Origin of the sequence: Mycolicibacterium sp. MU0053, from assembly GCF_963378095.1 — a bacterium.
GTDB classification, from domain to species: Bacteria; Actinomycetota; Actinomycetes; order Mycobacteriales; family Mycobacteriaceae; genus Mycobacterium; species Mycobacterium burgundiense.
Genome location: NZ_OY726397.1, coordinates 2,755,429 through 2,769,980, shown reverse-complemented (window position 1 = coordinate 2,769,980; position 14,552 = coordinate 2,755,429). Strand labels below are relative to the sequence as shown.

The 14,552-nt window shown below is 71.3% G+C and carries 13 protein-coding genes; 9 read left to right on the top strand and 4 right to left on the bottom strand.

Annotated features, from left to right (window positions below; genetic code table 11):
- Positions 1-3 precede the first annotated feature (3 nt).
- Complete coding sequence (locus RCP80_RS12880; protein ID WP_308478032.1) at positions 4-1,128, top strand: M24 family metallopeptidase; 1,125 nt, start codon at positions 4-6, stop codon at positions 1,126-1,128.
- A gap of 13 nt (positions 1,129-1,141) precedes the next feature.
- On the opposite strand, the gene RCP80_RS12875 is transcribed toward RCP80_RS12880, so the two are convergent.
- Positions 1,142-1,552: a F420-dependent biliverdin reductase gene (locus tag RCP80_RS12875; protein ID WP_308478031.1), complete on the bottom strand. Its 411-nt coding sequence runs from the start codon at positions 1,550-1,552 to the stop codon at positions 1,142-1,144.
- Positions 1,553-1,587: 35 nt separating this feature from the next.
- Between RCP80_RS12875 and RCP80_RS12870 the strand changes: the two genes are divergently transcribed.
- Positions 1,588-2,337: a decaprenylphospho-beta-D-erythro-pentofuranosid-2-ulose 2-reductase gene (locus RCP80_RS12870; RefSeq protein WP_308478030.1), complete on the top strand. Its 750-nt coding sequence runs from the start codon at positions 1,588-1,590 to the stop codon at positions 2,335-2,337.
- Here RCP80_RS12870 and RCP80_RS12865 read toward each other — a convergent pair.
- From RCP80_RS12865 to cobG, 3 genes are read right to left on the bottom strand one after another with little or no spacing between them, the layout of a single operon-like run.
- On the bottom strand, positions 2,334-3,815 hold the full coding sequence (locus tag RCP80_RS12865) for a precorrin-2 C(20)-methyltransferase (protein WP_308478029.1): 1,482 nt from the start codon (positions 3,813-3,815) through the stop codon (positions 2,334-2,336). The two genes, RCP80_RS12870 and RCP80_RS12865, sit on opposite strands and share 4 nt — an antisense overlap.
- A complete protein-coding gene (locus tag RCP80_RS12860; protein WP_308478028.1) occupies positions 3,812-4,438 on the bottom strand; it encodes a precorrin-8X methylmutase in 627 nt (208 codons plus the stop codon). Before RCP80_RS12860 ends, RCP80_RS12865 begins: the two co-directional genes overlap by 4 nt.
- A gap of 9 nt (positions 4,439-4,447) precedes the next feature.
- Positions 4,448-5,590: a precorrin-3B synthase gene (gene cobG, locus RCP80_RS12855; RefSeq protein ID WP_308478027.1), complete on the bottom strand. Its 1,143-nt coding sequence runs from the start codon at positions 5,588-5,590 to the stop codon at positions 4,448-4,450.
- A 39-nt stretch (positions 5,591-5,629) separates the two neighbouring features.
- Here cobG and cobN point away from each other — a divergent pair, with 39 nt between their 5' ends.
- From cobN to RCP80_RS12820, 7 genes are all read left to right on the top strand, one after another.
- Positions 5,630-9,223 (top strand): cobaltochelatase subunit CobN, encoded by a 3,594-nt coding sequence (cobN, locus tag RCP80_RS12850; RefSeq protein WP_308478026.1) that lies wholly within the window; start codon positions 5,630-5,632, stop codon positions 9,221-9,223.
- 27 nt (positions 9,224-9,250) lie between these two features.
- A complete protein-coding gene (locus RCP80_RS12845) occupies positions 9,251-9,631 on the top strand; it encodes a PPOX class F420-dependent oxidoreductase (RefSeq protein ID WP_308478025.1) in 381 nt (126 codons plus the stop codon).
- Positions 9,628-10,017 (top strand): PPOX class F420-dependent oxidoreductase, encoded by a 390-nt coding sequence (locus tag RCP80_RS12840; RefSeq protein WP_308478024.1) that lies wholly within the window; start codon positions 9,628-9,630, stop codon positions 10,015-10,017. The genes RCP80_RS12845 and RCP80_RS12840 overlap by 4 nt, the downstream gene beginning before the upstream one ends.
- 52 nt (positions 10,018-10,069) lie before the next feature.
- On the top strand, positions 10,070-10,504 hold the full coding sequence (locus RCP80_RS12835; protein ID WP_308478023.1) for an FxsA family protein: 435 nt from the start codon (positions 10,070-10,072) through the stop codon (positions 10,502-10,504).
- A gap of 96 nt (positions 10,505-10,600) precedes the next feature.
- Positions 10,601-12,154, top strand: coding sequence for an amidohydrolase (locus RCP80_RS12830; RefSeq protein WP_308482827.1), 1,554 nt, complete (start codon positions 10,601-10,603; stop codon positions 12,152-12,154).
- Positions 12,147-13,796: an apolipoprotein N-acyltransferase gene (gene lnt, locus RCP80_RS12825; protein WP_308478022.1), complete on the top strand. Its 1,650-nt coding sequence runs from the start codon at positions 12,147-12,149 to the stop codon at positions 13,794-13,796. The genes RCP80_RS12830 and lnt overlap by 8 nt, the downstream gene beginning before the upstream one ends.
- Positions 13,786-14,544: a polyprenol monophosphomannose synthase gene (locus tag RCP80_RS12820; RefSeq protein WP_308478021.1), complete on the top strand. Its 759-nt coding sequence runs from the start codon at positions 13,786-13,788 to the stop codon at positions 14,542-14,544. The genes lnt and RCP80_RS12820 overlap by 11 nt, the downstream gene beginning before the upstream one ends.
- Positions 14,545-14,552: the final 8 nt, after the last annotated feature.

The following is a 14,552-nucleotide window of genomic DNA, read 5'->3' as shown; positions in this document are numbered from 1 at the left end:
GGGATGACTGCCAACCGGTTCGACACCAGTGTCTACGCGCACCGCCTGCGGGCCGCGGCCGCCGCCACCGCCGAGGCCGGCCTGGCCGGCCTGATCATCACACCCGGCTACGACCTGCGGTATCTGGTCGGCTCCCGAGCCCAGACCTTCGAGCGGCTCACCGCCCTGGTGATCCCGGTCGACCGGGAGCCCACGCTGGTGATCCCGCGGCTGGAACTGGCCTCCCTGAAGCAGTCGGCGGTGCTCGAACTCGGGCTGCCGGTGCGGGACTGGGTCGACGGTCAGGACCCCTACGACATGGTGGTCGGAGCCCTCGGCGGTGATCCGGTGGCGACCGCGGTGACCGATTCGATGCCCGCACTGCACCTGCTGCCGCTGACCGAGCGCCTCGACGACCTGCCGGTGCTGGCCACCGACGTGCTGCGCTCGCTGCGGATGATCAAGGACCCGGCCGAGATCGATGCGCTGCGCCAGGCGGGGGCGGCGATCGACCGTGTGCACGCTATGGTGCCGGAGCTGCTGGTCCCCGGCCGCACCGAAGCCGAGGTGGCCGCCGACATCGAGAAAGCGATTGTCGCCGAGGGACATTCGCAGGCCGCGTTCATCATCGTCGGGTCGGGGCCGCACGGAGCCGACCCGCACCACGAACATTCCGACCGCGAACTGCGGGCCGGCGACATCGTCGTCGTCGACATCGGCGGGCCGTATGAGCCCGGCTACAACTCGGACTGCACCCGCACCTACAGCCTGGGCGAACCCAGTGCCGAAGTGGCGCAGCAGTATTCGGTGCTGCAGCGCGCGCAGCGGGCGGCCGTCGAGGCGGTGCGGCCCGGGGTGCGCGCCGAGCAGGTCGATGCGGCCGCGCGCGAGGTGTTGATCGAGGCCGGGCTGGGGGAGTACTTCGTGCACCGCACCGGCCACGGCATCGGGCTCTCGGTGCACGAGGAGCCCTACATCGTGGCGGGCAACGACCTGCCGTTGCGCGCCGGCATGGCGTTCTCGGTGGAGCCCGGCGTCTACTTTCCGGGCAAGTGGGGCGCGCGCATCGAGGACATCGTGATCGTCACGCCCGACGGCGCCGAATCGCTGAACCAGCGGCCGCATGAGTTGATCGTGGTGCCGGTCTGACCGGCCGTGGACGTTACGCGCTGCGGTCGAGCAGCTGCGACGAGCCCAGCACCCGTTCGATGTTGACCTCGATGACCACCCGGGTGGGATTGACCCGCGGGGTGCGGTAGCGCTGGGCATAACGCAATTCGGCGTCGCGGATCGCCTCGGGTTCGGTGTTGACCGCGGCGGCGCCCTCCAGCGACAGCCACCGGGCGCCGTCGACCTGGCTCAGCACGGCCACGCCGCCGCGATCGGCGTTCACGGCCTTCTGCGAGCCGCCGTTGGTGATCACCCGAGCAATGTGGGTCTTCGGGTCGAAGGTGAAGCCGACCGCAACCACATGCGGCGAGCCGTCCGACCGCAGGGTGGTGAGCATGGCGAGGTGACGTTCGGTGAGGAACGCCAAAGCCTCGTTGGTGAGCCGGGTAGTTGCGTGCGCCATCAGTGCACAACCTAGCGCAGGACATAATCACAGCCATGAACGACACGGGGGCGCGGGTGGTCGTGATCTTCGGCGGGCGCAGCGAAATCGGCGCCGAACTGGCGGTTCGGCTGGTGCCCGGCGCCACGATAGTGCTGGCGGTCCGCGGTGAAGGCGGCCTTGACCAGCAGATCTCGCGGTTGCGGGCCGCCGGTGCGGCCGCGGTCCACGTGCGGGCCTTCGACGCCGACGCCCTCGACACCCACGCGGGGTTGATCGACGCGCTGATCGCCGAACACGGCCGCATCGACACCGCGGTGCTGGCGTTCGGGGTGCTCGGTGAGCAGGCCCGCGCCGAAACCGACGCCGCGCATGCCGTCGCCGTCGTGCACACCGACTACGTCGCCCAGGTCAATCTGCTGACCCTGCTCGCCCAGCGGATGCGGGCGGCGCGGGCCGGGCAGATCGTGGTGTTCTCCTCGGTCGCGGGTGCCCGGGTGCGGCGGGCCAACTACGTGTACGGCTCCGCCAAGGCCGGTCTCGACGGGTTCGCCGGCGGCCTGTCCGATGCGCTGCACGGCTCCGGGGTGCACCTGCTGATCGTGCGGCCCGGTTTCGTCATCGGCCGGATGACCGCCGGGATGGACCCGGCGCCGCTGTCGAGCACCCCGGCGCAGGTGGCGGCGGCCACCGCCCGGGCCCTGGCCAAGGGGAAGCGGGCCGTGTGGGTACCGCGGGCCGTCGGGATCGCCGCCTTTGCGATGCGGTTTGTGCCGCAGTCGATCTGGCGCAGGATGCCCCGTTAGGCATTCACCGCGGGGTAGCTGCGCGGGGTGAACACCCGATCGCCATGCCACTGGGTCTGCGAGGACCCGACGATCAGCAGACACCGCATGTCGACCTCGGCCGGGTCCAGGTCGGCCAGCCGCACGATCCGGACCTGCTCGTGGGGCCCGGACACATCGCGGCCGATCACCACCGGCGTGCCGGGGTCGCGGTGTTCGAGCAGCAGTTCGCGCATCGCGGCCACCTGCCAGGTCCGGGTCTTGGACGCCGGGTTGTAGATGGCCAGCACCAGGTCGGCCTCGGCCGCCGCGGTCACCCGGCGCGCGATCACCTCCCACGGCTTGAGCCGGTCCGACAGCGAAATCACCGCGTAGTCATGGCCCAGGGGGGCACCGACCCGACTGGCGACGGCCTGGGCCGCCGTCATGGCCGGGATGACTCGCACCGTCACGCCGGGCCACTGGGTGGCCTCCTCGAGCACCGCGGTGGCCATCGCGAAAACGCCGGGATCTCCCGAGGACACCACCGCCACCGTCCGGCCCTGTTCGGCCAGGCTGCAGGCCAGGCGGGCCCGGGCGGGTTCGTCGGTGTTGTCGCTGGGATGCAGCCGCTGCCCGTCGCGGGTGAGCACCCGGTCCAGATAGGGGCCGTAGCCGATCAGATCGGTGGCCGCCGCCAACTCGTGGCGGGTCTGCGGCGTCAACCACTCCGGATCGCCGGGCCCCAACCCGACGACGGCGACGGATCCGGCCGTCGCGGCGCGCCGACGGCCACCCGGCAGCATGGTCAGCGAGAAGTACGGCACCGTGTCGCTGTCCACCTCGGCCGCGGGCAGCACCCGTTGCTCGGCGGTGCTCGCGCGTTCGACGTAGAACGCCTCCTCGAGGCGCCCGGCCGACGACAACGCTTGGCGCACCGAGGGATACGAGCGGCCCAGCTTGAGGATCACCGCGGCGTCGCTGTCGCGCAGCCGACGCGCCAGCTCCGCGGTGGGCAGCGTGCCGGGCAGGATCGAGAGCACCTCGTCGCCCTGCACCAGCGGGGTGGCGATGGCGGCCGAGGCCGCGCTGACCGACGTCACGCCGGGCACGATCACGGCGTTGAAGCGCTCGGTCAACCGCGTGTGCATGTGCATGTAGCTGCTGTAGAACAGCGGATCGCCCTCGGCGAGCAGGGCGACGTCGCGACCCGCGTCCAGGTGGACCGCGATGCGCTCGGCGGCCTCGCGGTAGAAGTCCTCCATCGCCCCGGCGTAGCCGCCGGGGTGGGCGGTGGTCTCGGTGGTCACCGGATACACCAGGTGTTCCTCGAGTTGCCCGGCCCGCAGATACGGCTCGGCGATACCGCGCGCGATGCTGCGACCGTGCCGCGCGCTGTGGTACACCACCACGTCGGCGGCGCCGATCACCCGCGCCGCCTTGACCGTCACCAGTTCCGGGTCGCCGGGCCCCAGCCCCACGCCCCACAGGGTTCCTGTCACCTTGGACGGACCTTTCATTCGAGCGGACTCGCGATCGCGTTGACGGCCGCCGCGGCCATCGCGCTGCCGCCACGACGGCCGGTCACCACCAGGTACGCCATGCCGCGTGGGCGCTCGATCAGTTCCTGCTTGGACTGCGCCGAGCCGACGAATCCGACCGGACCGCCCAGCACCGCCGCCGGCACGGGCGCGCCCTCGTCGATGAGTTCCAGTAGCCGAAACAGCGCCGTCGGCGCGTTACCGATGGCCACCACGGCGCCGCCGAGGCGGTCGGCCCACAGTTCGACGCCGGCCGCCGATCGGGTGTTGCCGGTCGCCGCGGCACGCTCCGGCGCGCGGGTATCGGCCACCAGCGAGACCACCTCGTTGGCCGCGGGCAGTCGGCTCGCGGTGATCCCGGCCGCGACCATCGACGAGTCGCACAGCACCGGCGCCCCGGCGGCCAGCGCGGCGTGCGCGCGGGTCACGACGTCGGGAGTGAAGGCGACGTGCTCGGTGACATCGACCTGACCGCACGTGTGGATGAGCCGCACCACCACCCGGGAGACGTCGTCGGGGAACCGGGCCAGGTCCGCCTCGGCGCGGATCGTCGCAAACGACTGCCGGTAGATCTCGCCGGCGTCGCGGATGTAGTCGAGCACCCGATCACCCTACGGGTGGGAGTTTCGCGTCCGGTATCCCTCCGGTGTCGCGATCAGTACCTGGCCGTCCGAGGGGCTGCCGCAGGCCCGGTCGCAGCCCACATAGTGTCGTCGGCCCATCCCGGGTTCGCCGGCTTCGACGGCCGCGGCGGCGTCGGCGCGAACATCCGAGAGCGACTTCGCGCAGCCCGGGCTGCCGGTGCAGGCGCTCACCGACAACCACGGCGAGTGCGCATCGAAGACCAACCCCAGCGGGGCCAGCACCCGCAGCGCGGTGTCGGCCACCGCGTCGTCGAGATCGAAGACGAGCACCGTCCGCCACGGGGTGATCGCGATCGGCGCGTCGATGGCCGCCAGGAACTCCGCGGTGCGGGCCGGCAGCACGCCCAACGGGACGGCGGCACCGAGGGCCACCCGCCCGTCGTCCTGGTCGAACCAGCCGACCGGCGGCGGCTGCGCCGCGGCGGGCACGGGCCCGAGCCGGGCCCGGTCGAGAAGAGCCGCGGGGTCGGCCAACTCGGTGACCCGCCAGCAGGTGCCGCGGACGGCGACGAAGCGGCGCGCCGCGTCCAGCAGCGCGGCGACGGCGTCCCCGGGCGGGACCAGCACCCCGGTGTCGCGCCCGGCGATCTGCAGCCCGGCGCCCTCGTCGGTCAGCCGCAGGCCGAGATCGGTGGCCAGGGCGCTGATGTCGCCGCGGCCGTCGTCGAGGCCGAACCAGAACCGGCCGGGCAGATCGGCCAGGTCGGGGTCGGCCTGCAGCGCCGCATCGAGTTGCGTGACCAGGTCGCGGACGTCGCCGCGACAGCCGCCGCGACAGCCGCCGCGACCGCCGACACGCCCGGACAGCGGCGAGGCGACGATGTTGCGCACCCGTTCGTGGCTGGCCGACGGCAGCAGCCCCGCCCCGGCCACCGCATCGGCGACCGCGGTGGCCCCGGACACACCGGTGATGCCCCGGATCTGGATGTTGCCCCGAACCGTCAATTCGAGGGTTCCGGTGCCGTGGTCGCGGGCGGTCACCGCCAGGGTATGCAGTTGGGCCGCCGTCAGCATCCCGCCGGGCAGCCGGATCCGCGCCAGCGCCCCGTCGGCCGCCTCATGCAGGCTCAGCGCGCCGGGACAGGCGTCATCCTTGCGGGTCCGGACCACGTGTTCACCGTACCGCCGGCGGTGCGGTACGAATGGTGGGTGACCACCCCTTCCGCGCCGACCGTCCTGCTGCTCTCGACCTCCGACACCGATCTGATCACCGCGCGCGCCAGCGGCGCGAATTACCGGTGGGCCAACCCGTCCCGGTTGCTGGTCGAGGACGTGCCCGCGTTGCTGGCCGGCGTCGACATCGCGGTGGTGCGGATCCTGGGCGGCTACCGCGCCTGGGAGGACGGGATCAACGCGGTGGTGGCCAGCGGCGTGCCGACCGTGGCCATCAGCGGCGAGCAGACCCCCGACGCCGATCTGATGGGACACTCGACGGTGCCGGCCGGCATCGCCGTGCAGGCCCACGTGTATCTGGCCGAGGGTGGCGTCGACAACATCGCCAGCCTGCACGCGTTCCTGTCCGACACCGTGCTGATGACCGGCGTCGGATTCGACCCGCCCGTCACGACGCCGACCTGGGGAGAACTGGATCGCGCGGCGACCGCGGCCGCGGTCGACGAGTCCGCCCCGACCGTGGCGGTGCTCTACTACCGCGCCCAGCAGTTGGCCGGCAACACCGCCTACGTCGACGCGCTGTGCACGGCGCTCGAGAACGCCGGCGCCCGCCCGCTACCGCTGTACTGCGCCTCGCTGCGCACCGCCGAGCCCGAACTGCTGGAACGGTTGCGCGCCGCCGACTCGATGGTGGTCACCGTGCTCGCCGCCGGCGGGGCCCGGCCCGCAACCGCCGCAGCCGGCGGGGACGACGAGAGCTGGAACGTCGAACACCTTGCCGCCCTGGACATCACGATTCTGCAGGGTCTGTGCCTGACCTCGTCGCGGGCGCAATGGGAGGCCAACGACGACGGCATGAGCCCGCTGGACGTGGCCACCCAGGTGGCCGTCCCCGAGTTCGACGGCCGGATCGTGACGGTGCCGTTCTCGTTCAAGGAGATCGACGACGACGGCCTGATTTCCTATGTTGCCGACCCGGAACGGTGCGCGCGGGTGGCCGGACTCGCGGTGCGCCAGGCCCGGCTGCGCCACATCCCGGCCGCCGAAAAGAAGCTGGCGCTGGTGTTTTCGGCCTATCCCACCAAGCACGCGCGGATCGGCAACGCGGTCGGCTTGGACACCCCGGCCAGCGCGGTCGCACTGCTGCGCGCGCTGCGCGAGGCGGGCTACCAGATCGGCGAGGTGCCCGGCGTCGACAACGGTGACGGCGACGCGCTCGTGCACGCGTTGATCGAGCGCGGCGGGCAGGATCCCGACTGGCTGACCACCGGCCAGTTGGAGGGCAACCCGATCCGGTTGCCGGCCAGTCGGTATCGCCAGTGGTTCGACACCTTGCCCACGGACTTCACCGACGCCGTCGTGAAGCATTGGGGCCCGCCGCCCGGCGACGTCTTCGTCGACCGCAGTCAGGATCCCGACGGCGAAATCGTCATCGCGGCAATGCAGGCCGGCAATGTGGTGATCCTGGTGCAGCCGCCCCGCGGCTTCGGCGAGAACCCGGTGGCCATCTACCACGATCCCGACCTGCCGCCGAGCCACCACTACCTGGCCGCCTACCGGTGGATCGACACCGGTTTCGGCGCCGACGCGGTGGTGCACATCGGCAAGCACGGCAACCTGGAATGGCTGCCGGGCAAGACGTTGGGCATGTCGGCCTCCTGCGGGGCCGACGCGGCCCTGGGTGATCTGCCGCTGATCTACCCGTTCTTGGTCAACGACCCGGGGGAGGGCACCCAGGCCAAGCGCCGCGCCCACGCGGTGCTGGTCGACCACCTGATTCCGCCGATGGCCCGCGCCGAAACCTATGGCGACATCGCACGATTGGAGCAGCTGCTCGACGAGCACGCCAACGTCTCGGCGCTCGACCCGGGCAAGCTCCCGGCCATCAGGCAACAGATCTGGACGCTGATGCGCGCGGCGAAGATGGACCACGATCTGGGGCTGGAGGACCGGCCCGACGAGGACTCGTTCGACGACATGCTGCTGCACGTCGACGGGTGGCTGTGCGAGATCAAGGACGTGCAGATCCGGGACGGGCTGCACATTCTCGGCCAAAAGCCCACCGGCGAAGCGGAACTCGACCTGGTCCTGGCCATTCTGCGGGCCCGCCAACTGTTCGGCGGCGAGCAGTCCGTGCCGGGGCTGCGGCAGGCGCTGGGCCTCGTCGAGGACGGCAGCGACACCCGGGTCTCGGTCGACGACGCCGAGAGCAAGGCCCGGGCGCTGGTGGCGGCCCTGCAGGACAGCGGCTGGGATGCGGCCGTGGTGGATGGGCTGACCGACAATACCGAGGTGGCCGCGGTGCTGAAGTTCGCCGCCACCGAGGTGGTGCCCCGGCTGGCGGGCACCGCCGCCGAGATCGAACAGGTGCTGCGCGCCCTGGAGGGCCGGTTCATTGCCGCGGGCCCGTCGGGCTCGCCGCTGCGTGGTTTGGTCAACGTGCTGCCCACCGGACGCAACTTCTACTCGGTGGACCCCAAGGCGGTGCCGTCCCGGCTGGCCTGGGAAACCGGTGTGGCCATGGCGGATTCGCTGCTGGAGCGGTACCGCCAGGACTACGGCCGCTGGCCCGAATCGGTGGGGCTGTCGGTGTGGGGCACCTCGGCCATGCGCACCTCCGGCGACGACATCGCCGAAGTGCTGGCACTGCTGGGCGTGCGGCCGGTGTGGGATGACGCGTCGCGGCGGGTGGTCGACCTCGAGACCATCTCGCTGGCCGAGCTGGGCCGCCCCCGCATCGACGTCACGGTGCGGATCTCCGGGTTCTTCCGGGATGCCTTCCCGCACGTCGTCACGATGCTCGACGACGCGGTGCAGTTGGTGGCCGGTCTCGACGAATCGGCCGAGGACAACTACGTCCGCGCGCACAGTCAGGCCGATCTGACCGAACACGGTGACCAGCGCCGTTCCACCACCCGGATCTTCGGGTCCAAGCCCGGCACCTACGGTGCGGGTCTGCTGCAACTCATCGACAGCCGCAACTGGCGCGACGACCAGGACCTGGCGCAGGTGTACACGGCCTGGGGCGGTTTCGCCTACGGCCGCGACCTCGACGGCGCCCCGGCCGCCGACGACATGACCCGCGCCTACAAGCGAATCGCGGTGGCGGCCAAGAACACCGACACCCGCGAACATGACATCGCCGACTCCGACGACTATTTCCAGTACCACGGCGGCATGATCGCCACCGTGCGGGCGCTGACCGGCAAGGACCCGGCCGCCTACATCGGCGACAACACCCGCCCGGATGCGGTGCGCACCCGGACGTTGAGCGAGGAGACCACCCGGGTGTTCCGGGCCCGGGTGGTGAATCCGCGCTGGATGGACGCGATGCGCCGGCACGGCTACAAGGGCGCGTTCGAGATGGCGGCCACCGTGGACTACCTGTTCGGCTACGACGCGACCGCACACGTGATGGCGGACTGGATGTACGAGCAGCTCACCGAGAGCTACGTCCTGGATCCGGCGAACCGCAAGTTCATGACCGAATCCAATCCGTGGGCGCTGCACGGCATGGCCGAGCGCCTGCTCGAGGCCGTGGAGCGCGGGATGTGGGAGCAGCCCGAGCAGCAGACCCTCGACAGCCTGCGGCAGGTGCTGCTGGAATCCGAGGGCGATCTGGAGGGGTAGCGGGCGCCGTGCGATTAGGTTGGACCCATGGCCCAGACCTTTGCCGATATCGCCGGATCCGAATACCTGCTGTTGACCACGTTCACCAAGGACGGCCGACCCAAGCCGACGGCGATCTGGGCGGCCCCCGACGGCGACGGGCTGATCGTCATCACCCAGGCGCAGTCCTGGAAGGTCAAACGCATCCGCAACACGCCGCGGGTCACCCTGGCCCCGTGCGATATGCGCGGCAACCCCAAGGGCGAGGCCGTCGAGGCGGTGGCCGGCGTGAACGAGCACCGGACCGCCGACGCCTACCGAGCGATTGGGGAGCGGTACGGGCTGATGGGCAAGGCGTTCAACTTCTTCTCCAAGCTGCGCGGCGGGATGAAGAACAACGTCGCGCTCGAAATCCGGGCAGCCGCGTGACCGCGCCCGGGTTCGCCGAGGTGGCGCGATCGAAGTATCTGCTGCTCACCACCTTCACCAGGGACGGCCGCCCCAAGCCGACCGCGGTGTGGGGCGTACCCGTGGGCGACAAGCTGGTGATCATCACCGACAAGGGCTCCTGGAAGACCAAACGCATCACCAACACGCCCCGGGTGACGATCGCCTGCAGCACCGCGCTGGGCAAGCCCAAGGGCGAACCCGTCGAGGGGGTGGCCCGGATGCTCCCGGAGTCCGAGACCCGACGCGTGTACGACGCCGTGGTCAAGCGGTACTGGTGGCACGCCTGGTGGTTTGTGCCGCACTCGCTGATCCGCGGCGGCATCGACAACCTGCACGCGGCGATCGAGGTCGAGGCGGCCCCATGACGGTGCGGCACCCGGGTCGGAACCAATCGGATTGCCGAATCGTTTCCCCGTCATGCTGAAGCGGCTGTTTTTCCTGTATGTGGTCCTCGAACTGGCGGTGATCGTGGCGCTGACCGCGACCATCGGCTTCGGCTGGACCGTGCTGCTGCTGACCGGAGTGTTCGTGCTGGGCCTGGTCCTGGCCGGGTCCCAGGCCCGCCGTCAACTGGCCCACCTGCAACGCGGCATGACCGATCCGCGCGCGCAGGTCACCGACAGTGCGCTGGTGGCACTCGGCACGGTGCTGGTCTTCATCCCCGGGTTGGTGACGACGGCGGCGGGTTTGCTGATGCTGGCCCCGCCGACCCGGTCGGTGATGCGCCCGGTGGCCGCGGGCCTGGCGGCACGCGGGTTGTCCCGCCACGTCAGCTTCGTCGGTGCGCGCCGGGACTACATCGACGGCGAGGTCGTCGAGGTCTATCCGGTGCTCCCGCCCAAGCCCGAATAGCGGCGACTGCGCCGCCGCCGAGTACGTTCTCCTACCGTGACGACGCTTCTGATCGGTGGACGCATCTACAGCCCCACCCACCCCGATGCCACGGCCATGGCGGTCCGTGGCGACGTCGTCGCCTGGCTCGGCAGTGACCAGGTCGGTCGAGCGCAGTTTCCCGACGCGCGGGTGGTGGACCTCGACGGCGCGTTCGTCGCCCCGGCCTTCGTCGACAGCCACGTACATTTGACGGCCACCGGCCTCACCCGCCTCGGCCTCGATCTGCGCGGCGCCACCTCGAAGGCGCATTGTCTGCAACTCGTCGCCGACTACGTCGCCACCGCGGTCGGCGGCGGCCACGACGTGATCTGGGGCCACGGCTGGGACGACTCCGGCTGGCCCGATGCCTCGGCGCCGACCGTGGTTGAACTGGATGCCGCGGTGGGCTCGCGGCCCGCGTACCTGACCCGCATCGACGCGCATTCGGCGCTGGCCTCGAGCGCACTGCGCGACCGAGTGCCCGAACTCGCGGGGGCGGCCGGCTTCGACGCGGCCGGTCCGCTCTCGGCCGAGGCCCACCACCTGGTGCGCGCGCAGGCGCGCGCCCTGCTGCGGCCCGCCCAGCGCGACGAGGCCCGCCGCAGCGCGCTGGACGCCTTCGCCGCCGCCGGCGTCGTCGCGGTCCACGAATGCGCGGGACCGAACATCGGCGGACTCGACGACTGGCGCGAGGTGCAAGCCATCCGCCACGGTGTCGAGGTCACCGGCTACTGGGGTGAGGCGGTGACCAGCGCCGACGAGGCGCGCGCGTTGATCGAGACCACCGGCGCCCACGGCCTGGCCGGCGACCTGTTCGTCGACGGCGCGCTGGGATCCCGCACCGCCTGGCTGCACGAGCCCTACCACGACGCCCCCGACACCTGCGGCAACGGCTATCTGAGCGAGGACGCCCTGACCGCGCACCTGTCGGCGTGCACCGAGGCCCGCGTCACCGCGGGCTTCCACGTCATCGGCGATCGGGCCGTCTCGGCCGCGGTGCACGCGTTCGCCCGGGTCGCCGAGGCACACGGTGTCGCGGCGGTGGCCCGGTGCGGACACCGGCTCGAGCACCTCGAGATGGTCACTCCGGAACAGGCCACCGCGCTCGGCGGCTGGGGTGTCATCGGCAGCGTCCAACCGGGCTTCGACGCCCGGTGGGGCGGCCCGGCGGGGATGTACGCACAGCGCCTGGGCGTTGCGCGCGCCGAGCAGCTCAACCCGTTCGCGCTGTTAGCATCCCAAGGCGTGCCCCTCGCCTTCGGTTCGGATGCGCCGGTGACCTGCATCGACCCGTGGGGGACCGTGCGCGCGGCGACGGCGCACCACACCCCGGGCAGTTCGATCTCGCCGCGGGCGGCGTTTGCCGCCGCCACGCGCGGTGGCTGGCGTGCGGCGGGGGTGCGCGACGGCGTCACCGGCACCCTGGCGCCGGGCGCGGTGGCCTCCTACGCGGTGTGGGAGGTGGGTGAGCTCGCGGTGGCCGCGCCCGCCGACGCGGTACAGCGCTGGTCCACCGAACCGGGATCCCGGGTGCCGGGCCTGCCCCGACTCGGCGCCGGCGAGGAGCCGCCGCGCTGTCTGCAGACCGTGCACCGCGGCACCGTGATCTTCGGTGCGGCCGATGGCTAGCCGGCTGGCCCGGGCCGGAGGCTGGTTCGCGCCCCGCTGGCCGCGGCAGCTGGCCGCGATCGCCGCCGGTGCGTTGCTCAGCGCCAGTTTCGCGCCGCTGGACCGGTGGTGGGCCGCGATCGTCGGCCTGGTCGTGCTGGGGGTGGTGCTCACCCGGCCGGCCACCACGAAGGCCGGCGGCCTCGGTTACGGCTACCTCGTGGGGTTGGCGTTCTATCTGCTCCTGTTGCCGTGGATCAGTGGTCTGGTCGGGGCGCTGCCGTGGCTCGCGCTGGCCGCGGTGTGCGCGCTGTTCCCGGCGGTATTCGGGCTGCTGGCCGTCGTGGTGCGCGGGCTACCGGGCTGGCCGGTGGGGTTCGCGCTGGTCTGGGTCCTGGCCGAGTGGCTCAAAGTGACCATCCCGTTCGGCGGATTCCCTTGGGGCGTATTGGCTTTCGGTCAAACCGGCGGCCCGTTACTGCCGCTGGCGCAGCTCGGCGGCGCGCCGCTGGTCTCGTTCGCGGCGGCGCTGCTCGGGTTCGGCCTCGCCGCCCTGGGCTTGGCGGTCCTGAGTTGGTGGGAGCACCGCGACGCGCAGCAACTCGCGCCGCCGGCGGTGGCGGTGCCGGGGGTGTGCATCGTGGTGGTGCTGATGGCGACCGCGCTGGTCTATCCCCAGGTGCGGCAGTCCGGCGCCGGATCCGGCGACGACGCCGGCGTCACGGTTGCCGCCGTCCAAGGAAACGTGCCCAGGCTCGGCCTGGAGTTCAACGCCCAGCGTCGCGCGGTCCTCGACAACCACGTCAAGGAGACCCTGCGGCTGGCCGAGGATGTGCGGGCCGGCCGCGCCGCCGCGCCGCATTTCGTGATCTGGCCCGAGAACTCCTCGGACATCGATCCGCTGGCCAACGCCGACGCCCGGGACCAGATCGACAGTGCCGCGCGGGCCATCGGGGTGCCGATCCTGGTCGGCGCCGTGGTGACCCATCCGGACTGGACCACCGACAATCCCGCGGCCAGCAACACGGTGATCGTCTGGGATCCGGTCGACGGGCCCGGACAGCGCCACGACAAACGGATCGTGCAGCCGTTTGGCGAGTATCTGCCGTGGCGTGGGTTCTTCCGGCTGTTGTCGCCGTATGCCGATCGGGCCGGTTACTTCGTGCCGGGCAGCGGCACCGGTGTCGTCGACGCCGCGGGCGTCCCGGTGGGCGTCGCCACCTGCTGGGAGGTGATCTTCGACCGGGCCGTGCGGGCATCCGTCCGTAACGGTGCGCAGGTGCTCGCGGTGCCGACCAACAACGCCACCTTCGACGTCACCATGAGCGAACAGCAGTTGGCGTTCGCGCGGCTGCGCGCCGTCGAGCACGACCGCTACACCGTGGTGGCCGGCACCACCGGCATCAGCGCCGTCATCGCCCCGGACGGCCGCGAGTTGGCCCGCACCGACTTCTTCGAGCCCGCCTATCTCGACGCACAGGTGCGGTTGAAGACCAGCCAGACACCAGCCACCCGGTGGGGCCCGGCGGTCCAGTTGGCGTTGGTCGCGGCGGGCGCTGCCGCAGTGCTGGCGGCGCTCATCCTGGCGATCAGGCACAATAGTTCGTCGGCGCGTCCGACTCGCCGTGCCGAAACCGACTCCGAGGAGCCACATGACCAGTGAGCGCCCCAGCCAGCGCGCGCTGGTGATCATCCCGACCTACAACGAGTTGGAGAATCTTCCGCTCATCCTGGGCCGGGTGCACGAGGCGTTGCCCGACATTCACGTCCTGATCGTCGACGACGGCAGCCCCGACGGCACCGGCAAGCTCGCCGACGAGCTGTCGCTGACGGATCCGGACCGGATTCATGTGATGCACCGGACGGCCAAGGACGGCCTGGGAGCGGCGTATCTGGCGGGATTCGCCTGGGGGCTCAATCGCCAGTACGCGGTGCTGGTCGAGATGGACGCCGACGGCAGCCACGCGCCCGAACAGCTACACCGACTGCTGGACGCGGTCGATGCGGGCGCCGATCTGGCGATCGGCTCGCGCTACGTCGACGGTGGCACGGTGCGGAATTGGCCGGTGCGCCGACTGCTGCTGTCCAAGACCGCCAACACCTACTCGCGGCTGCTGCTCGGCGTCGACATCCACGACATCACCGCCGGCTACCGCGCCTACCGGCGCGAGGTGCTGGAGAAGATCGACCTCAGCGCGGTGGACTCCAAGGGCTACTGCTTCCAGATCGACCTGACCTGGCGGACCATCAACAACGGCTTCAAGGTTGTCGAGGTGCCGATCACCTTCACCGAGCGCGAACTCGGGGTGTCGAAGATGAGCGGCTCCAACATCCGTGAAGCCATGGTCAAGGTCGCCCAGTGGGGCATCGCCGGCCGGCTGGCCCGCGCCCGCGGGGCGCAGTTCAGCTAGCCGGTCAG

What these genes read in the sequence shown, in the direction of transcription:
- RCP80_RS12880 (WP_308478032.1), top strand. Translation starts at nt 4, where the DNA reads ATGACTGCCAACCGGTTCGACACCAGTGTCTACGCGCACCGCCTGCGG.
- RCP80_RS12875 (WP_308478031.1), bottom strand. Translation starts at nt 1,552, where the DNA reads ATGGCGCACGCAACTACCCGGCTCACCAACGAGGCTTTGGCGTTCCTC.
- RCP80_RS12870 (WP_308478030.1), top strand. Translation starts at nt 1,588, where the DNA reads ATGAACGACACGGGGGCGCGGGTGGTCGTGATCTTCGGCGGGCGCAGC.
- RCP80_RS12865 (WP_308478029.1), bottom strand. Translation starts at nt 3,815, where the DNA reads ATGAAAGGTCCGTCCAAGGTGACAGGAACCCTGTGGGGCGTGGGGCTG.
- RCP80_RS12845 (WP_308478025.1), top strand. Translation starts at nt 9,251, where the DNA reads ATGGCCCAGACCTTTGCCGATATCGCCGGATCCGAATACCTGCTGTTG.
- RCP80_RS12835 (WP_308478023.1), top strand. Translation starts at nt 10,070, where the DNA reads ATGCTGAAGCGGCTGTTTTTCCTGTATGTGGTCCTCGAACTGGCGGTG.
- RCP80_RS12830 (WP_308482827.1), top strand. Translation starts at nt 10,601, where the DNA reads ATGGCGGTCCGTGGCGACGTCGTCGCCTGGCTCGGCAGTGACCAGGTC.
- lnt (WP_308478022.1), top strand. Translation starts at nt 12,147, where the DNA reads ATGGCTAGCCGGCTGGCCCGGGCCGGAGGCTGGTTCGCGCCCCGCTGG.
- RCP80_RS12820 (WP_308478021.1), top strand. Translation starts at nt 13,786, where the DNA reads ATGACCAGTGAGCGCCCCAGCCAGCGCGCGCTGGTGATCATCCCGACC.